This window comes from Micromonospora sp. Utrum1 (genome assembly GCF_057197805.1).
The window spans coordinates 1909840-1927667 of record NZ_CM170071.1 but is presented as its reverse complement, the minus strand read 5'-3'; the positions used below and the strand labels follow the sequence as shown (position 1 = coordinate 1927667).

Here is a 17828-nt window from a genome sequence, read left to right as displayed (position 1 = left end):
ATGCGCATCGCCATCGCCGGCGCAGGCAACGTGGGCCGGTCGATCGCCCAGGAGCTGATCGACAACGGCCACCAGGTGATGCTGATCGAGCGGCAGCCCAAGATGCTCCGCCCCGACCGGGTGCCGGCCGCCGACTGGGTGCTCGCCGACGCCTGCGAGCTGGCCAGCCTGGAGGAGGCCAACGTGGCCGGCTGCGAGGTGGTCGTGGCCGCCACCGGCGACGACAAGGTCAACCTCGTGGTGTCGCTGCTGGCCAAGACCGAGTTCGCGGTGCCCCGCGTGGTGGCCCGGGTCAACCGGGCGGAGAACGAGTGGCTCTTCACCGAGCAGTGGGGCGTCGACGTCGCGGTGAGCAAGCCGCGGGTGATGGCCGCGCTGGTCGAAGAGGCGGTCACGGTCGGCGACCTGGTCCGGCTGATGACGTTCCGCCAGGGCGAGGCGAACCTGGTCGAGATCACCCTGCCGCCCACCGCGCCCTACGTCGGTCAGCCGATCCACGCGGTGCCGATCCCCCGCGACGCCGCCCTAGTGGCGATCTTGCGCGGCAAGCGGGTGCTGGTGCCCAGCCCGGACGACCCGATCGAGGCCGGCGACGAGCTGATCTTCGTGTGCACGGCCGCGGTGGAGGACGAGGTCCGGGCGGTGATCCTCGGCCCGGACAGCGTCGAGCGCAACCGCGAGCGCCCGTGACCGACCGCTGCTCGGGGGCTCAGGCCCCCGGCAGCGGCGCCGGCGTGTTCTCCCGGGTCACCCGGCGCACCACCCAGACGGTGATCAGCAGCAGCAGCGCGTAGGGCGGGTAGCCCAGGGCCAGCCGGGCCACGCCCAGCGCGGTGTCCTGGTGGGCCAGGTAGAGCCCGGCCTGCACGCCGACCTTGGCCAGCCACACCACGCCCCAGAGCACGGTGAGCTGGGTGAACGTGCGCACCAGCTTCGGGTCGTCCCGCCACTCGGAGCGGCCCTTGGCCACCAGCACCGACCAGATCCAGCCGACCAGCGGCTGCCGGATCGCCGCCGAGAGCAGCAGGGCCAGGCCGTAGCCGATGCCGTAGAGGATGCCGGGGAGGTAGAAGTCGCGCTCGTTGCCGGTGCGCCAGGCGATGGCCGCGCCGATGGCGACGCCGAACAGGCCGTTGACCGCGTGCCGCACCGGCCGTCGCTGGGCCAGCCGCAGGCCGGCGATCAGCAGCGCCACCGCCACCGAGGCGATCACCGCGGGACGCAGGTCGCCCACCACGTTGGCGATCACGAAGACCACCACGGGAATGCTCGACTCGACCAGACCCCGCCAGCCGCCGAGCTGGTCGGCCATCTGCTCGGCGATGCTGGGCAGCGGCGCGTCCTCCGGTCCGAGTTCCGGCTCGGTGTGCTGTCCCGTCGTCACTTCGGCGACTCCAGCTCGTAGTACGGGTTGTAGATCACCTTGCGGTCGTCCCGTACGGCCACCCGGCCGCGGGCAGTGAGGTGCCGGCCCGGCTCGATGCCGGCGATGTGCCGCCGGCCCAGCCAGACCAGGGTGACCACGTCGCTGCCGTCGTAGAGGTCGGCCTCCAGCGTGGGCAGGTTGGTCCGGGGCGTGTAGACCACCGTGCGCAGCCGCCCGGCCACCGAGACCACCTGGCCCCGCATGCACTGGCGGGCGGGCATGCCGCCGGACTCGGCGCTCTCCCGCTGCAGCTCCTGCGCCTCGATCTCGGCCTCGCTCGCGGTGAGCCGCTGCAGGAGCCGCCGCAGCGACACCCGGCTCTCGTCGGTCGTCATGACCTCCGCGTCACCCTCTCCACGCCCGCCGGCTCGCGCCGGCTCCTGGGTGGCCCCGGGTTGCCGGAACCGTCCCGCCAGCGTACGCCGATCCGACCCGGCGGCGGGACCGGCGTCGGCAGGCGTACCGCCGCCGGGACCGGACACGCGGCGGGCCCGGCGCCGCCGGCGTCACGCCGACGGGACCGGGCCCGGATCGCGGTGCTCAGGCCTCCCGCTGCTGCGGCGCGCCCTCCTGCTCGGCCTGCTGCTCGGCCATCTCGCGGGGCAGCCGCAGCGGCAGCGGCTCACGGACCGGCTTGGCCTCCTGGCCGCGGTCGACGACCAGGCCGTCCAGGCAGGCCGCGAGGGGGCCGGCGGCGACCGGGTTGGTGGCGGCCTCGCCCTGGTAGACCCCGCGCACCATCCAGCGCGGCCCGTCGATGCCGACGAAGCGCAGGTCGGTGATGCCGTCCGGGGTGCGGACGCGGGCGCGCAGCTCGGTGCCGTACTCCCCCTCGACCTCCTGGGCGGCCGCGCCGTCGTTGAACAGCGACTGCCGGATCTCCTCACGCACCTCGTCCCAGATGCCCTCGGAGCGGGGCGCGGCGAAGACGCCGAGCTGCAGGGCGTTCTGGCCGTGCACCAGCACCACCTGCTGGATCACGCCCTGCGGGTCGGCCTGCACCCGCACCTCGACCTCCGGCACCGCCGGGATCTGCAGGCTGCCCAGGTCGAGCCGGGGCGCGTCGGGCGCCTCGGCCGCGTCGTAGGGGCCGCGGGCCGGCGACTGCGGGGTCTCCTCGGCGTCGAGGACCCCGGCGTCCCGCTCGTCACGCGCGTGCCGCGCGCCCTCGGCCCGCTTACGGGAGAAGATCACTGCGCCCACCCTCCGCTGTTCGCACTCACCCTGCCACCTCTTCCGTCCGCCCACCCGCCGGAGCCGGGACCAGCCCGGCGTGCCCGCCGGTGGAGCCGTGCCCGCCGCTCCCGCGCCGGGACGCGGGCAGCTCGACCGCCGGCTGGAAGTCGGCCCGGGCGACCCGCTGGACCACGAGCTGCGCGATCCGGTCGCCCCGGCTGATCTTCGCCGGCGTCTCCCGATCATGATTGATCAGGTTGACCAGGATCTCACCCCGGTAGCCGGCGTCGACCGTACCGGGCGCGTTGAGCACCGTCACGCCGAGCCTGGCCGCCAGCCCCGATCGGGGGTGCACCAGCCCGACGTACCCCTCCGGCAGCGCGATCGCCACGCCGGTCGGCACCAGGGCCCGCCCGCCGGGGGGCAGCTCCACGTCCGCGGCGGCCACCAGGTCCGCGCCGGCGTCGCCGGGATGGGCGTACGCCGGCAGTGGCAGCTCCGGATCGAGCTGCCGTACGGGCACGGGTACGACGTCTGTCACAGTCATCCTCTTCCGTCCGGTCCTTGCGGGGGTGACCCTGCCATCCTGCCGGTTCACCGGTCGCCCGCGCGCCGTACCCTCGGACTGTGCGTCAGTCGTCATCCTCGGCCGCTCCCGTCACCGCCGCTCCGGAGTACTCGGAGCGCCTCGGGCTGCCCTGGTGGGCCTGGCCGATCGGCCTGGCCGCCGCCGGGCTGCTCGCCGCCGAGCTGTGGATGGGCGCGACCGGCGTCCGCGCCTGGCTGCCGTTCGTGCTGCTGATCCCGGCGGCGGTAGCCACGCTCTGGTGGCTGGGCCGGATCCGGGTCACGGTCCGCGCCGGCGAGCTGCGGGTCGACGACGCGCACCTGCCGGTGCGCCACATCGCGGACGCGGTGCCGTTGGATACGGCCGGCCGGCGCGAGGTGCTGGGCGTCGGCGCCGACCCGCTGGCCTTCGTGGTGCAACGGCCCTGGGTCGGCGGCGCGGTGCAGGTGGTGCTGGACGATCCCGACGACCCCACCCCGTTCTGGGTGGTCAGCTCGCGCCGCCCGGTCGAGCTGGCCGCGGCCCTGATCGCCGCCCGCGACGCCGCCTGACCCGCTCCGACCTGGGGTTGTCCGGGGTCAGGGGTTCTTGCGGGGCAGCGCGCGGGCCTGGAAGTGGAGGTCCTTGCGGAGTTGGTCGCCGAGGGTGCGGGTGGCCCGCCGGTTGAGGTAGCCGGCCACGGCGGCGCCGGTCAGGAACGGCCCGAGCGTGGTGAGGTTGCGCCCGAAGCGCCGCAGCAGGCTGTCGCGCAGCTCGCGGCGGGCGGCGGTGCCCAGCACCGCGCTGACCCCGACCCCCGGCATCATCGGGTTGATTCCCCGCTGGGTGGCCCAGGAGTGCATCAGGGCCACCGCCCGCTGGGCGCCGCCAGGGGGCAGTGGCACCCGGTGGACCTGGTGCAGCTCGCCGATCAGCTTCAGTTCGACGGCCACCACGGCGACCGTCTCGGCGGCCAGCAGTACCGGCGCGGAGAGCAGGGTCGGCGTGACCGCCCACTCCACCGCGGCCACCCCGCCGCCGGCCGCGCCGACCCCGGCGGTCGTCCGGGCTGCGTTGCGGATGAGCCGCTCCGCGAGCGCCTCGTCGTCCAGACCGGGGAAGTGCTTGCGGAGGGTCGCCAGGTCGCGAATCGGCACGCGCGGGGCGACCTCGGCGACGGTGTCCGTCATCCAGCGGATCGCCGCCTTCGGCTTGTACAGGTCGGCGATGCCGCGGGCGCGGGTCTGGGCGACCAGCCGGGTGAGCAGTTGCCGGCGGCGGGCGGGGCCGATGTCGTCCTCGGTCAGCGCCGCGACGGTCGCGCCGAGCTGCTCGGCGTCGGCGTCGGGTTGCCCCGGCCGGCCGGCATCGGCGCCCCCGCCGGGCAGGATCACGTTCTTCTCGGTCGGTCGGTCCGCGCCGGTTCCCTCGGCGCCCGGCCCCCCGTCCCGTTCGCTGCGCTCGCTCACCCGTCCGCCCTCCTGCCCCGCGCGGCGTGTCAGCCGCCGGTACGAGTCAAGCAGCTTCCCGCCACCGGCGCATGGCGGCTCGATAAGCGGCGGCCCCGTCGAGGAGGCCGCCGCCGGTGTCTCGGTTCGGGGTCAGACGCACTCGCGGCAGATCAGCTCGCCGTTGCGCTCGACCGCCAGCTGGCTGCGGTGGTGGACCAGGAAGCAGCGGGCGCACCTGAACTCGTCCTGCTGCATCGGTAGCACCTTGACCGTGAGCTCCTCGTCGGCCAGGTCGGCGCCGGGCAGCTCGAAGCTCTCGGCCACCTCGGCCTCGTCGACGTCCACGGCGCCCGACTGTGTGTCGACGCGCCGGGCCTTGAGCTCTTCCAGGCTGTCCTCGCCGAGGTCGACCTCGTCGCGACGCGGGGCGTCGTAGTCGGTGGCCATCGGTTTCACTCTCCCATATCGATATGGTCGCTTCCGGTTGTAACGCCGGACGACGCTGTTTCGGTTCCGCTGGCCGGCCACCAAATGTGTCGGTCACCCGACCCGACCGTCGTGGGCCGGGACCGCCAGGAAGGAACTCCCCAGCGAGCGCGGAACCTTACCCCCCCTTTGGGCGAGGCATGTATACCGCCCTCGCGGCAGAGATGTACGCCCCTGCGCCCGAAGTTGTTCCCAATGTGACTCAGGCGACACGAAGATAGGGGTAGTAGTACCCGTTCCTCTGGTGGCGCGCCGGCATGTCGGACTGTTTCCACGCGACAGCCGGACAAGCGTTAACCTCAGCGGCGTACTCGATCGCCGGCGGGGCGGACCGACCGCCGGCGGCCGCCGCCACCCAATCACCGTCCGGGGAGCGCCCAGAATGAGTTTTGCGCGAGTGCGGGCACTCGTTGTCGTCGGACTGCTGGCGGTCACCGCCCTGGTCTTCGTCGTGGTCGCGGTGGTGCGCGACACCCAGAGCTCGGCGGGCATCGCCGAGGACTGCCCCGAGGGCTGGCCGGTGGCCGACGTGCGCCTGCGCGAGCAGAAGGACGTCAAGATCAACGTCTACAACGGCACCGACGAGGTGGGGCTGGCCGGCGGCGTCGCGGACGACTTCCGCAACCGCAACTTCCAGGTCAAGAAGGAGGGCAACGCCCCCAAGACCGACCAGGTGGCGGTGCTGCGCTACGGCCCCAAGGGCGTCGGCTCCGCACACCTGCTGCGGGCCTACTTCCTCAACAACGCCAAGCTGGAACCCGACCTGAAGCGCAAGGACGACACGGTCGACGTGATCCTCGGCAACGGTTTCCAGCAGTTGGCCACCACCACCGAGGTCAACCAGTCCCTCGGCGACCTCGGCTCGCCGGAGGCGCCGGCCGGCACCTGCGCGGGGCCGGTCAAGTAACGGCCGATCGGCCGACCCGTTCTCGTGAAAAGAGTGGCCCTCCCCCGGCGGGGCGGCCACTCTTTCCGTATCCACCCGGCTCGTATCCGCCCGGCGGACCGGTCACGGGCCGCCGGAGGCGTCCAGGGCGGTGAGCCGGGTGTCCAGCGACTCGTGGAGCGCGGGCGGCGCGGCCAGCACCAGGTCCGGGCCGGGCGGCCGGCCCGACAGCCCGGTCACCAGCAGCCCGGCCTCCCGGGCGACCAGCCCGCCCGCGGCGAGGTCCCAGGCGGCCAGCCCCTTCTCGTAGTAGGCGTCCACCCGGCCCTCGGCGGCCAGGCAGAGGTCGAGCGCGGCGGCACCCATCCGGCGGATGTCCCGCACCTGCGCGATCAGCTCGGCGACCACCCGGGCCTGGTGCGCCCGGCGCCCGGCGTCGTAGCCGAACCCGGTGGCGACCAGCGCCTGCCCCAGGTCGGTCTCGGCGGAGCAGCGCAGCCGCTGCCCGTCCCGCCAGGCGCCGCCGCCCGCGGTGGCGGTCCACTCCTCGCCGGTGGCCACGTTGCGCACCACCCCGGCGACCACCTCGCCGGCCACCTCGGCGGCCAGGGAGACCGCGCAGTACGGCAGCCCGTAGAGATAGTTGACGGTGCCGTCGATCGGGTCGACGATCCAGCGCACCCCGCCCTCGGCGGCCGGGCCGGTCTCCCCCGCGCCGTACTCCTCGCCCAGCACCGCGTCGCCGGGGCGCAGCGTCCGCAGCGCCGCCAGCACCTGTCGTTCCACCGCCCGGTCGGCGGCGGTGACCACGTCGGTGACCGTGCTCTTGGTCGCGGCCACCGAGACCCCCTCGGCCCGCATCCGGTGCGCGGTGGCCGCGGCGTCCCGGGCCACCTCGACGGCGATCGTGAGCAGTTCCTGCGGCGTGGGCGCCGAGGCGATCATGTTCGTCCCCTTCCGGCACGATCCGGACCGGCCGGTTCGCGCGCGGGTATCATCCTTACAAAGTCCACAACTGCGCCTAATCGGTGGTCCGTACGGCCGGTCCACCGTGCGGCGCAGGATGATCGCCGCAGACGGCGTTACAATTCACCCTGCCCCACGCGCCACGGACCGCCAGCGACCGGTCGGACCGGGACACGGGGGTCCCTCAACGACATCGCCCGGCACGGCGTTCCGTGCTGCGCCGGACGACCCGGCCGTGCTCGCTCTTCGCCTCCGGAAGGTCATTCGTGACAGAACCCCGCCAGACCGGCGCCGACGTTCGCTCGCTCACCGACACCCTGATCGCCCACGCGCAGAGCGCCGGCGGCCAGCTCACGTCGGCCCAGCTCGCGCGCACCGTCGAGTCCGCTGAGGTGACCCCGGCCCAGGCCAAGAAGATCCTCCGTGCGCTCTCCGAGGCGGGCGTGACGGTGGTCGTGGACGGCTCCGCGAGCACCCGCCGCCGGGTCGCCGCCGCCCGGTCCGCCACTCCGGCCTCCCGGGCCACCACGGCCAAGACCACCAAGAAGGCCGCCGCGCCCGCCCCGAAGCAGGCGCCGGCCGCCGAGGAGGCCCCGGCCCCCGCCCCGCGGAAGGCGACGGCGCGCAAGGCCGCCGGCACCACCGCCGAGGTGGCCGCCAAGGCCGCCGCCCCGGCGAAGGCCACCAAGACGACCCGGGCCACCAAGGCCACCGTGGCCGCCAAGAACGCCGCCGCGAAGCCGGCCAAGGACGCCCCGAAGGGCGAGGGCGCCGAGGGCGAGATCGATCCGGAGGAACTCGCCGCCGAGATCGAGGACGTGGTGGTCGAGGAGCCGGCCGAGCTGACCCAGGCCGCCGAGGCCGACGCGGCCAGCTCCGCCACGGACAACGACTTCGAGTGGGACGACGAGGAGTCCGAGGCGCTCAAGCAGGCGCGCCGGGACGCCGAGCTGACCGCCTCCGCCGACTCCGTCCGGGCCTACCTGAAGCAGATCGGCAAGGTGCCGCTGCTCAACGCCGAGCAGGAGGTCGAGCTCGCCAAGCGGATCGAGGCCGGCCTCTACGCCGCCGAGCGGCTGCGCGCCGCCGACGAGGGAGAGGAGAAGCTCACCCGCGACATGCAGCGCGACCTGATGTGGATCTCCCGGGACGGCGAGCGGGCCAAGAACCACCTGCTGGAGGCGAACCTCCGGCTGGTCGTCTCGCTGGCCAAGCGCTACACCGGTCGTGGCATGGCCTTCCTCGACCTCATCCAGGAGGGCAACCTCGGCCTGATCCGCGCGGTCGAGAAGTTCGACTACACCAAGGGCTACAAGTTCTCCACCTACGCCACCTGGTGGATCCGCCAGGCCATCACCCGCGCCATGGCCGACCAGGCCCGCACCATCCGCATCCCGGTGCACATGGTCGAGGTGATCAACAAGCTCGGTCGGATCCAGCGCGAGCTGCTCCAGGACCTGGGCCGCGAGCCCACCCCGGAGGAGCTGGCGAAGGAGATGGACATCACACCGGAGAAGGTGCTGGAGATCCAGCAGTACGCCCGGGAGCCCATCTCGCTCGACCAGACCATCGGTGACGAGGGTGACAGCCAGCTCGGTGACTTCATCGAGGACTCCGAGGCGGTCGTCGCGGTCGACGCGGTGTCGTTCTCGCTGCTCCAGGACCAGCTCCAGCAGGTCCTCCAGACGCTGTCCGAGCGCGAGGCGGGCGTGGTACGCCTGCGCTTCGGCCTCACCGACGGCCAGCCGCGGACCCTGGACGAGATCGGCCAGGTCTACGGCGTGACCCGGGAGCGCATCCGGCAGATCGAATCCAAGACCATGTCCAAGTTGCGGCACCCCTCGCGTTCCCAGGTGCTCCGCGACTACCTGGACTGACCGTCACGCGTCAACCACGCCGTGTCGGTTTGATCACCAGCCGTAGAACACTCTCCGGTGACCTGACGGTTGCCGGTTTGTGATCGTTGACGTGGCACCCTTGGTGCACGGCACACTGTCTTCCACGCCAGGTGTGACCTCCGTCCCCGACGGGCACACAGGGAAGGCAGGGCCCGAGAAGGGTGTTGCACGATAGGTGAGCAACCGAAGAGAGTGTTCATCGGTGACGACCAGAGGAGGAAGGCGATGACCCCGACCCTCACGCCGCCGCCCGAGACGGTGAGCCCCCCGGCCGCCGATGAACGGTGCGACCGCTGCAATGCTGCCGGCAAGCTCCGGATCACTCTGGCGGGTGGGAGCGAGCTGGTGTTCTGTGGGCACCACGCGAACAAGTACGCGGAGGATCTCGTGAAGATCACCGTGCGCTACGCGTCGGACCCGGAGTTCAGCTGGCGTGGCGCCGATCTGATGGCGAACTGAGTACGAGGAATCCGCAACTAGACATAAGCCGGCCGGAGGTCTGGGGACCTCCGGCCGGCTTTTGCGCACCCCCACCCACTCCACCCCAAACCCCGTCGATCATGCGGATGGCGGCAGTTCTGGAGATCCACTTCGCCGCCAACCTCATGATCACCCGGGGCCGGGTGAAGGGGCGGGTCAGAGGGTCTGGACGGTGGCGATGCGCTCTTCCAGCTGCTCGATGGTGGCCTGGGCGCTGGGCGGGCCGCCGCAGAGCCGGCGCAGCTCGGCGTGGATTTTGCCGTGCGGCTGGCCGGTGCGGTGGTGGCGGGCGGCCACCAGGGCGTTCAGTTGCCGCCGGAGGGCCACCCGGCGCTGGGCCGCATTCATCGGGGGCGGGGCCGCCGCCGGGGCCGCAGCGGCCGGCTCAGCGGTCCGCTGGGCGGCCCGGCGTCGCTGCGCGGCGAGCTGCTCGGCCTGCCGCTTGGTGAGCAGCATCGAGACCTGGTCGGCGGTGAGCAGCCCGGGCAGGCCGAGGTATTCCTCCTCCTCGGGCGTGCCCGCCTGGGCGGCGGTGCCGAACGAGGCGCCGTCGAAGATCACCTGGTCCAGCTCGGCGGTGGCGGAGAGCGCGGCGAACCGCTTCTCCAGCTCGCCGCTGGCCTGGTCGTCCCGCTGGGCACGCTCCAGCAGGTCGTCGTCGAGGCCGTCGGAGTCCTTCGGCTTGCCGAGCACGTGGTCCCGCTCGGCCTCCATCTCGCTGGCCAGCCCGAGCAGGTGCGGCACGCTGGGCAGGAAGACCGAGGCGGTCTCCCCGGGCCGGCGGGCCCGGACGAACCGGCCGATCGCCTGCGCGAAATAGAGCGGGGTGCTGGCGCTCGTCGCGTAGACCCCGACGGCCAGCCGGGGGATGTCCACGCCCTCGGACACCATCCGGACCGCGACCAGCCAGCGCTGCTCGGAGGCCGCGAACGTCGCGATCCGCGCGGACGCGCCCTGGTCGTCGGAGAGCACCACGGCGGCCTTCTCACCGGTCACCTGCTCCAGCAGCTTGGCGTAGGAGCGGGCCACCTGCTGGTCGCTGGCGATCACCAGACCACCGGCGTCGGGCATGCCGTTGTTGCGCAGCACGGTCAGCCGGGCGTCGGCGGCGCGCAGCACCTGCGGCATCCAGTCGCCGGCCGGGTCCAGCGCGGTCCGCCAGGCCTGCGCGATGAGGTCCTGGGTCATCGGCTCGCCCAGCCGGGCGGCCAGTTCCTCGCCGGCGTTGGTGCGCCACCGGGTCTCCCCCGAGTACGCCAGGAAGAGCACCGGCCGGACCACGCCCTCGCGCAGCGCGTCGGAGTAGCCGTAGACCGAGTCGGCGCGGGAGCGGAGCAGCCCGTCCCCGCCCCGCTCGTAGCTGACGAACGGGATCGGGTTGTCGTCGGAGCGGAACGGCGTGCCGGTGAGCATCAGCCGGCGCACCGCGGGCTCGAAGGCCGCCTTGACGCCGTCGCCCCAGGTCCGGGAGTCGCCGGCGTGGTGGATCTCGTCGAGGATGACCAGGGTGCGCCGGGTCATGGTGCGCCGCCGGTGCACCTGTGGCGCCATGCCGACCTGGGCGTAGGTGACGACCGCGCCGTGGAAGTCGGCCGCGGAGTGCAGGTCGGCGTTGCGGAAGGCGGCGTCGAGCTGAATGCCGACCCGGGCGGCGGACTCGGCCCACTGGGTCTTCAGGTGCTCGGTCGGGGCGACCACGGTGACCGCCTCGACGGTGCCGTCGTTCAGGAGCTCGGCGGCGATCCGCAGGGCGAAGGTGGTCTTGCCGGCGCCGGGCGTGGCGACCGCCGTGAAGTCCTCGGTCCGGCGGCGCAGGTACTCCACCATCGCCTTGCGTTGCCAGGCACGCAGGGGTGGGAACGTGTCGAGCCCCGGCAACCGCGGTGCCACGCGTAGCTCCTCTCCGACCGCACGACGGCGGACCCCGGCCGAGGGCCACGGGTTACGCCGCCCATGAAAACGCCCTCGCGCATCCGGTGCCGCGAAGGCCGACTCAGCATAACCAGCGGGGCCGTTCCGCCCCACTCGACGCCACGCTGGTCACATCCGCCCACCCCACCGTGCGGGGGTTCAGACCTGCGGTCCCCGGACACCGGTGCGGGGCGTCGGCACCGGGGCGGACCAGCGCCGCCGCAGTGCCACCAGGCGCAGCCCGAAGACGAAGACGGCCGCGGCGGTCAGCGGCATCGCGGTCGCCGCCCCGTACGCCGACAGCAGCGCCACCGCGATCGACCCGGCGAGCGCGGCCACCGCGTAGATCTCCCGGCGCAGCACCACCGGGATCTCGCCGGTCAGCAGGTCGCGGCCCAGCCCGCCGCCGATCGCGGTGAGCATGCCGATCATGCAGGCGCCGACGGCCGGCACGTGGGCGTCGAGGGCCTTGAGCGTGCCGGTGACGGTGAACAGGGCGAGACCGGCCGCGTCGAGCACCAGCACGGTGGTGCGCAGCCGGGCGAACTGGGGATGCAGCCAGAAGATGGCGGCGGCGGTGACCGCCGCGGTGACCGCGTACCGCCAGTCGGCGAAGGCCAGCGGCGGCACCTCGTCGATGACCAGGTCGCGGAAGATCCCGCCGCCGAGGGCGGCGACGACGCCGACGAAGACCACCCCGAAGAGGTCGAGCCGTTTTGCCACCGCCGCGGAGGCGCCGGAGGCAGCGAAGACCGCCACGCCGGTGAGGTCGGCGAAGAGCAGGGCGGTGGAGGTGGTCACCGCCGCAGGTTACGTGGGCGGCCGGGGCGGCCGCCCGGCATCACGCGGCGTACGAGTCGTAGATCTCCTTGCACTTCGGGCAGACCGGGGAACCGGGCTTGGCCGCCTTGGTCACCGGAAAGGTCTCGCCACAGAGCGCCACCACGAAGGTGCCCATCACGGCACTCTCCGCGATCTTCTCCTTGCGGACGTAGTGGAACATCTCCGGGCCGGTGTCGGCGTCCTTCAGCTCGGGACGCTCGAGAACCTCTGTACTCACGACTACACCTCCAACGGTCCAGTTAAGCAGGTCGATCCGGCCCGGTCCACCTGGGCCCGCGCCGAGAGCGGCCCGTACCGTAGCCGAAGTGACCAACTTTCACATCAGTCTCGGCACCGAGGTGGCCGACGCCCTGCGCGACGGCCGTCCGGTCGTCGCCCTGGAGAGCACCATCGTCTCGCACGGCCTGCCCCGGCCGGACAATCTTCGCGTCGCGCGACAGATCGAGCAGGCGGTCCGGGACGCGGGGGCCGTCCCGGCCACCATCGGCATGGTCGCCGGTGAGCTGATCGTGGGGCTGGACGATGCCCAGCTCACCCGGCTCGCCACGGTCGACGGGGTGAGCAAGCTCTCGGTACGCGATCTCGCCGTCGCGGCGGCCACCGGCGCGGACGGCGCCACCACGGTGGCGGCGACCAGCGCGGTCGCCGCGGCGGCCGGGATCGGCGTCTTCGCCACCGGCGGCCTCGGCGGGGTGCACCGGGAGGCCGCGCAGACCTTCGACGAGTCCGCCGACCTGGTCACCCTGGCCCGGACCCCGATCGCGGTGGTCTGCGCCGGGGTCAAGTCGATCCTCGACGTGGGCGCCACCCTGGAGCGGCTGGAGACCCTCGGGGTCAGCGTGGTCGGCTACCGCACCCGCCGCTTCCCGGGCTTCTACCTCACCGACGCCGGCTTCGACCTGGACTGGTCGGTGGAGTCGCCGGAACAGGCCGCCGACGTGCTGGTCGCCCGCCGGGAGCAGGGCGTGCACCACGGCGGGCTGATCGTGGCGAACCCGCTGCCGGTGGACGAGCAGCTCGACCCGGCGCTGCACGACCGCACCCTCGCCACGGGCCTGGCCATGCTGGCCCGCGACGGGGTGACCGGCAAGGCGGTGACCCCGTTCCTGCTGGCCCACTTCCACTCCGCCACCGAGGGCGCCAGCCTGGCGGTGAACGTCCGGATCATCCTGCGCAACGCCGACCTGGCGGCGCGGATCGCGGTCGCCGTGGCGGCCCGCCGCACCGCCCCCTCGGCATGATCCCCGTGCCCCGCATCGTCGTCGTCGGCGACGTGATCACCGACGTGCTCGCGGTGCTCTCCGGCCCCCTCGCCACCGGCTCGGACACCGCGGCCGGGATCCGGTTCAGCGGCGGCGGCCAGGCGGCCAACACGGCGGCCTGGCTCGCCGGCCAGGGGGCGGACGTCACCCTGGTCGCCGCGGTCGGCGACGACGAGACGGGCCGCGAGCGGGTCGCCGAGCTGGAGCGGGTCGGGGTGACCTGCGCGGTGGAGCGGCACGAGGGCTACCCCACCGGCACGGTCATCGTGCTCGCCCACGACGGGGAGCGGACCATGGTGAGCCAGCGGGGGGCGAACCTGCGGCTGACCGCCGGGCACGTCGACCGGACCGTCGCGGCGGCGCCCGACGCCGGGCACCTGCACCTGTCCGCGTACACCCTGCTGGACGTCGGGTCGCGCGGCGCGGGCCTGCGCGCGCTGGCCGCCGCCCGCGAGCGCGGGCTGACCACCAGCGTCGACGCGGCCTCCGCGGCCCCGCTGCGGCGGGTCGGCGCGGCCTTCCTGACCTGGGTACGCGACGTCGACCTGCTGCTGGTCAACACCGACGAGGCGACGGTGCTGGCCGGTGGGCTGGACCCGGCGGCGCAGGCCCGGGCGCTGACCTCGGTGGCCCGGCGGGTGGTGGTGAAGCGGGGCGCCGCCGGCGCGGTCTGGGTGGACCGGGCCGGGCTGGTCGAGACGGCCCCGGCGCGCGGGGTGGCCGTGGTGGACGTGACCGGCGCGGGAGACGCCTTCGCCGCCGGCCTGCTCACCGCCTGGCTGGCCGGCGCCGACCCGCGCACGGCCCTGGCCCGAGCCGGCGACCTGGGCGCCCTCGCGGTAACCACGGTAGGCGCCCGCCCCACCCCCTGACGCCTGACCGGTCCGGGCGGTTGGCGCCCGGGCCGGTCAGGGTTCGGCGTCGATGACCTTGTGGGGGCGCTCCTCGGCGGAGAGCGCCATGGGCGGGGTCTCGTCGCGGTGGCGGGGCTGGAACTTCCCGGCCAGCCGGTGCTGCTCCTTGGGCGGACGGTCGTTGGCCAGCAGCACGGCCAGCCACGGGATGAGCACCATCCCGAGACCGCAGAGCGGCAGCCAGAGCCAGAGCAGCGGTGCGTTGACACCCACCAGGACCGCACCGAGCACCAGGCACGCGACCCGGATTCCCATCATCAGCACGTAGCGCTTCTGGCGGCTGGTGAGCTGGTCGTCCTGGCTGCGCGAGGCGTCGGTGATCAGGATCGGCTGGTACGCCTGACGCTTCACCACGGACCTCCTCGAGGGGATTACGACCCATCCTGTCACCCGGGACGGTTGATCGGCGAAAATCGTGACAAGGACGGCGCGTGTTACGGCCGTGGTACGCTCGGCCCGTGGGCAACCGGTTCAGCTTCTCCGATGAGGCGTTGGCCAACCTGCGGGTCTACGACGTCACGCCCGGGGAAGTCTGGGAGGCCCTGCACAGCACGCGACGGGTCATCCGTCACCTCGGGGACGACGTCATGGTGGTCTACGCGACCGACCACCGGGGGCGACGCCTCGCGGTGCTGCTGGCCGAGGCCGACGGCACCGACAACGACTGGGACATCCTCTCCGCCCGCGAACTGAGCGACGTCGAGGCCAAGCGCTACGACGACGCGGTGCGGAGGTCACGCCGACGAGGAGGCGGTCACGATGCACCGTAACGAGGCGACCAAGCGGTTCCACGACAGCGGCGACGCGCTCGCCGACCTGATCGACGAGAGCCAGCCCGCGGAACTGCCCGTCCCCGACACCGACGTGCCGATGGTCAGCCGCTCGGTGCGCCTGCCGCTGGACACGTACGAACGGGTCCGGGCGGCCGCCGAGACGCGCGGCATCGGGGTGACCACGCTCATGCGGCAGTGGATCGAGGCCGGCCTGGCCGACCTCGACGACTCCGCCACGGTCTCCCTGGCCGACGTGCGCCGGGCGCTGGCCGCGCTGTCCCGCCCCACCGCCGCCTGACCGTCAGGCCTCCGGGCCGCTGCTGTCCGGTCCCCGCCGCCCGATCGGGGAGGCCGACATCTCCGGCGGGCGGCCGCGGCTGCGCATCGCGTCCGCCAGCGCCACCCCGGCCAGCACGGCGGCCACCAGGGACAGGGCCAGCACGGCGGGAGCGTGCGCGAGCAGCGGGACGAGCAGCACCAGCACGCCCGCGCCGAGCACCCGGGGAACCGAGATCCGGCCGAAGATCTCGTACTCGAAGCGGGCTCGGCCGGCGAGGAAGAGCAGCGGTCCACCCACCACGAAGAGCAGCAGGGCCGCCTCGGACCGGTGGAACGGCTCGGCGATGGCCACCTCGTAGCCGACCGCCGCGGTGAGCACGCCGAGCACGAGGACCAGGTGGGTGACGGTGGCCGACGTGCCGAGCCGGCCCGGCATGCGCGCCAGCCGCAGCGCCTCGGCGAGCAGGTGCCCGGCCCGGTGGAAGTAGATCCGCCAGAGCAGCGCGGTGGTGACGAAGGCGACCACGAAGGCGCCGGCGCCCTCGCCGGAGAACTCCTCGCCGCTGTAGGTCACCCCGATGACCAGGATCGACTCGCCGAGCGCGATGAGGAAGATCTGCTGGTAACGCTCGGCGAGATGCTCGCCGGCGATACGCCAGCCGAGGACCGGCGCGGACCCGACCCGCGGCACCGGCCAACCGGTGAAGAGGGCTCCGTAGTCCACGGCCAGCGCGAAGGCCCAGAGCGGGAGGCGCAGGTCGTCCGGGCCCAGCGCGCCGCCCAGCCAGAGCGGCGCGGTCGCCGCGGCCCAGACGGCCAGCCGGAGCGGGACCAGCCGCCGCGGATGGCCGTGCAGCGCGGCCGCGACGACCAGGGGTCGGCCGAGCATCACCGCCACGTACGCGAGGGCGAACGGCAGCGCCCGCTCCTCCAGGGCACGCGGCAGCGCCACCCCCATCACCAGGCTGGCGAACATCGTGCCGACCACGACGGCCTGGATGACCGTCCGCTCCGGCTCGTACCGGCTGGTCACCCAGACGGTGATCGTCCAGATCAGCCACAGCGCCAGGAAGAGCAGCACGGTACGGCCGACCGCGGCGGCCAGCGTCCACCCGGCGGCGGGCAGGCTGCCGATCAGCCGCTGGGAGACCCGGGTCAGCGCGAAGACGAAGACCAGGTCGAAGAAGAGCTCCAGGAAGGTGGCACGCCCGGAACTGTCCGGCGGGCGCAGCAGTTCCGCACCCCGTTCGTACACCACCTCACCCCCGTCCGCCGTCCTGGCTCCCAACGACGGGGGCGCCGCCCCGGTTGCGTGTCCCCCGGCGGGTCACATCGGCGAGGCGGGGCGCTCGGGCGGGCGGCCCCGGGCCCGCAGCGCGTCCGCCACCGCCATCCCGGTCAGCACCACGGTGACGGCGAGGGCGAGGGCGAGCAGCGGCAGCCGGCCCAGCAGCGGCACGCCGAGGACCAGGAGCAGCAGGCCGACCAGGCGGGACCGGGAGACCCGGCCGAACACCTCGTACTCGAAGCGGGCCCGGCCGACCACGAAGAGCGCCGGGCCCCCGACGATGGCCGCCACCCGGACCACGTCGGCGTGCCCGGCGGGCTCGGTGATCGCCACCTCGTAGCCGACCGCCGTGGTGACGATGCCGGCGATCATGGTCAGGTGGGTCCAGGTGGCCGACCGCCCCAACCGGGCCGGCTGCCGCGCCTCGGCCACCGCCTCGGCCAGCACGGAGCCGGCCCGGTGGAAGTAGATCCGCCAGAGCAGCACGGTGGTGGCGAAGGCGTCCACGAAGGCGATCCAGCGCGGCAGCGAGAAGTGGGTGCCGCTGAACCCGACGCCGGCCACGAAGATCATCTCGCCGAGCGCGATGATGGTGAACTGCTGGTACCGCTCGGCCAGGTGCTCGCCGGTCACCGTCCACGCCGTGGCCGTCGCCCGACCCAGCCGGGGCGCCGGCCAGCCGGTGATCAGGCCCAGGTAGTCGATCAGCAGGGCGATCCCCCAGCAGAGCAGCCGCACGTCCTCCCCGAGCAGGCCACCGACGAGCCAGGGCACGGCCGAGACGGCCGACCAGACCAGGATCCGGGCGGACAGGTGCCGCTGGACGTGCCGGCGCAGCGCCACCGTCAGGTAGATCGAGCGACCGAGCTGGATGGACACGTAGCCGGCGGCGAAGCTCAGCCCGTGCGGCCCGTACGCGTCCGGCACCGACACCGCCATCACCAGGCTGCCGAACATCGACCCGACCATCACCGCCTGGATGGGCGGCTGCTCCGGGTCGTAGTGGCTGGTGGCCCACGCGGTCAGCGACCAGACCATCCAGAGCGCGAGCAGCAGGAACAGCGTCTGCGCCAGTTCCAGCGGGAGGCGGTCGCCGCCCGTCGCCACGTCGGTGATCAGGCGCTGCGAGACCCGGGTGAAGGCGAAGACGAAGACGACGTCGAGGAAGAGCTCCAGGAAGGTCGCGTGGTAGGGCCCACCGCCCCGGCGCAGGAGTTCCGCCCCCCGCTCGTCCGTCATCAC

General features: G+C 73.4%; 22 protein-coding genes. 9 read left to right on the top strand and 13 right to left on the bottom strand.

Translation table 11 applies throughout. From position 1 onward, the window contains the following. Positions 1 to 690 carry a potassium channel family protein gene (locus AC0OLQ_RS09455; RefSeq protein ID WP_154225344.1) on the top strand — a complete coding sequence of 230 codons (690 nt, stop codon included), beginning with the start codon at positions 1 to 3 and terminating at the stop codon, positions 688 to 690. 19 nt (positions 691 to 709) lie between these two features. Here AC0OLQ_RS09455 and AC0OLQ_RS09450 read toward each other — a convergent pair whose 3' ends face one another. The 4 genes from AC0OLQ_RS09450 to dut form a co-directional block, all read right to left on the bottom strand. Then, entirely contained in the window at positions 710 to 1384 is a 675-nt protein-coding gene (locus tag AC0OLQ_RS09450) for a DUF3159 domain-containing protein (RefSeq protein ID WP_484531005.1), read from the bottom strand. Beyond that, a complete protein-coding gene (locus tag AC0OLQ_RS09445; protein ID WP_357339555.1) occupies positions 1381 to 1761 on the bottom strand; it encodes an OB-fold nucleic acid binding domain-containing protein in 381 nt (126 codons plus the stop codon). The genes AC0OLQ_RS09450 and AC0OLQ_RS09445 overlap by 4 nt, the downstream gene beginning before the upstream one ends. A gap of 205 nt (positions 1762 to 1966) precedes the next feature. After that, positions 1967 to 2620 (bottom strand): DUF3710 domain-containing protein, encoded by a 654-nt coding sequence (locus tag AC0OLQ_RS09440; protein ID WP_357339557.1) that lies wholly within the window; start codon positions 2618 to 2620, stop codon positions 1967 to 1969. Positions 2621 to 2645: 25 nt separating this feature from the next. Then, on the bottom strand, positions 2646 to 3143 hold the full coding sequence (gene dut / locus AC0OLQ_RS09435) for a dUTP diphosphatase (RefSeq protein ID WP_484532306.1): 498 nt from the start codon (positions 3141 to 3143) through the stop codon (positions 2646 to 2648). Positions 3144 to 3229: 86 nt separating this feature from the next. Here dut and AC0OLQ_RS09430 point away from each other — a divergent pair, with 86 nt between their 5' ends. Further along, complete coding sequence (locus AC0OLQ_RS09430; protein WP_484531004.1) at positions 3230 to 3721, top strand: DUF3093 domain-containing protein; 492 nt, start codon at positions 3230 to 3232, stop codon at positions 3719 to 3721. Positions 3722 to 3748: 27 nt separating this feature from the next. Here AC0OLQ_RS09430 and AC0OLQ_RS09425 read toward each other — a convergent pair whose 3' ends face one another. Further along, positions 3749 to 4537, bottom strand: coding sequence for a hypothetical protein (locus tag AC0OLQ_RS09425; protein WP_484532305.1), 789 nt, complete (start codon positions 4535 to 4537; stop codon positions 3749 to 3751). Between the two features lie 213 nt (positions 4538 to 4750). Next, the gene (locus AC0OLQ_RS09420; protein WP_091269374.1) at positions 4751 to 5047 is read right to left on the bottom strand and encodes a DUF4193 domain-containing protein; all 297 of its coding nucleotides are present in this window, start codon (positions 5045 to 5047) and stop codon (positions 4751 to 4753) included. Positions 5048 to 5483: 436 nt separating this feature from the next. Here AC0OLQ_RS09420 and AC0OLQ_RS09415 point away from each other — a divergent pair, with 436 nt between their 5' ends. After that, on the top strand, positions 5484 to 5993 hold the full coding sequence (locus AC0OLQ_RS09415; RefSeq protein ID WP_357339833.1) for a LytR C-terminal domain-containing protein: 510 nt from the start codon (positions 5484 to 5486) through the stop codon (positions 5991 to 5993). Positions 5994 to 6095: 102 nt separating this feature from the next. Here the strand turns inward: AC0OLQ_RS09415 and AC0OLQ_RS09410 are convergent, their stop codons facing one another. Further along, positions 6096 to 6917, bottom strand: a complete 822-nt coding sequence (locus AC0OLQ_RS09410) for an inositol monophosphatase family protein (protein ID WP_484531003.1) — start codon at positions 6915 to 6917, stop codon at positions 6096 to 6098. 287 nt (positions 6918 to 7204) lie between these two features. On the opposite strand from AC0OLQ_RS09410, the gene AC0OLQ_RS09405 reads away from it, so the two are divergent. Together AC0OLQ_RS09405 and AC0OLQ_RS09400 are read left to right on the top strand one after the other, a co-directional pair. After that, positions 7205 to 8815 carry an RNA polymerase sigma factor gene (locus AC0OLQ_RS09405; RefSeq protein WP_357339564.1) on the top strand — a complete coding sequence of 537 codons (1611 nt, stop codon included), beginning with the start codon at positions 7205 to 7207 and terminating at the stop codon, positions 8813 to 8815. A gap of 246 nt (positions 8816 to 9061) precedes the next feature. Further along, positions 9062 to 9295 carry a DUF7455 domain-containing protein gene (locus AC0OLQ_RS09400; RefSeq protein ID WP_013284786.1) on the top strand — a complete coding sequence of 78 codons (234 nt, stop codon included), beginning with the start codon at positions 9062 to 9064 and terminating at the stop codon, positions 9293 to 9295. A 177-nt stretch (positions 9296 to 9472) separates the two neighbouring features. On the opposite strand, the gene AC0OLQ_RS09395 is transcribed toward AC0OLQ_RS09400, so the two are convergent. From AC0OLQ_RS09395 to AC0OLQ_RS09385, 3 genes are all read right to left on the bottom strand, one after another. Further along, positions 9473 to 11206: a DEAD/DEAH box helicase gene (locus AC0OLQ_RS09395; RefSeq protein ID WP_484531002.1), complete on the bottom strand. Its 1734-nt coding sequence runs from the start codon at positions 11204 to 11206 to the stop codon at positions 9473 to 9475. A 180-nt stretch (positions 11207 to 11386) separates the two neighbouring features. Beyond that, positions 11387 to 12028 (bottom strand): trimeric intracellular cation channel family protein, encoded by a 642-nt coding sequence (locus AC0OLQ_RS09390; RefSeq protein ID WP_357339568.1) that lies wholly within the window; start codon positions 12026 to 12028, stop codon positions 11387 to 11389. 40 nt (positions 12029 to 12068) lie between these two features. After that, positions 12069 to 12287 (bottom strand): DUF3039 domain-containing protein, encoded by a 219-nt coding sequence (locus AC0OLQ_RS09385; protein WP_107074832.1) that lies wholly within the window; start codon positions 12285 to 12287, stop codon positions 12069 to 12071. 88 nt (positions 12288 to 12375) lie between these two features. Between AC0OLQ_RS09385 and AC0OLQ_RS09380 the strand changes: the two genes are divergently transcribed. Both AC0OLQ_RS09380 and AC0OLQ_RS09375 read left to right on the top strand, forming a co-directional pair. Then, positions 12376 to 13311: a pseudouridine-5'-phosphate glycosidase gene (locus AC0OLQ_RS09380; protein WP_357339571.1), complete on the top strand. Its 936-nt coding sequence runs from the start codon at positions 12376 to 12378 to the stop codon at positions 13309 to 13311. Further along, positions 13308 to 14204, top strand: coding sequence for a carbohydrate kinase family protein (locus tag AC0OLQ_RS09375; RefSeq protein ID WP_357339573.1), 897 nt, complete (start codon positions 13308 to 13310; stop codon positions 14202 to 14204). Before AC0OLQ_RS09380 ends, AC0OLQ_RS09375 begins: the two co-directional genes overlap by 4 nt. A 36-nt stretch (positions 14205 to 14240) precedes the next feature. Here the strand turns inward: AC0OLQ_RS09375 and AC0OLQ_RS09370 are convergent, their stop codons facing one another. Next, positions 14241 to 14597, bottom strand: a complete 357-nt coding sequence (locus tag AC0OLQ_RS09370) for a DUF3099 domain-containing protein (protein WP_357339835.1) — start codon at positions 14595 to 14597, stop codon at positions 14241 to 14243. A 107-nt stretch (positions 14598 to 14704) separates the two neighbouring features. Here AC0OLQ_RS09370 and AC0OLQ_RS09365 point away from each other — a divergent pair, with 107 nt between their 5' ends. Then, positions 14705 to 15016: a hypothetical protein gene (locus AC0OLQ_RS09365; protein ID WP_244167872.1), complete on the top strand. Its 312-nt coding sequence runs from the start codon at positions 14705 to 14707 to the stop codon at positions 15014 to 15016. Beyond that, on the top strand, positions 15006 to 15317 hold the full coding sequence (locus tag AC0OLQ_RS09360; RefSeq protein ID WP_484531001.1) for a hypothetical protein: 312 nt from the start codon (positions 15006 to 15008) through the stop codon (positions 15315 to 15317). Before AC0OLQ_RS09365 ends, AC0OLQ_RS09360 begins: the two co-directional genes overlap by 11 nt. A 3-nt stretch (positions 15318 to 15320) precedes the next feature. Here the strand turns inward: AC0OLQ_RS09360 and AC0OLQ_RS09355 are convergent, their stop codons facing one another. Beyond that, on the bottom strand, positions 15321 to 16553 hold the full coding sequence (locus AC0OLQ_RS09355) for a low temperature requirement protein A (protein ID WP_484531000.1): 1233 nt from the start codon (positions 16551 to 16553) through the stop codon (positions 15321 to 15323). Positions 16554 to 16625: 72 nt separating this feature from the next. Next, positions 16626 to 17825: a low temperature requirement protein A gene (locus tag AC0OLQ_RS09350; protein WP_484530999.1), complete on the bottom strand. Its 1200-nt coding sequence runs from the start codon at positions 17823 to 17825 to the stop codon at positions 16626 to 16628. Positions 17826 to 17828 lie beyond the last annotated feature (3 nt).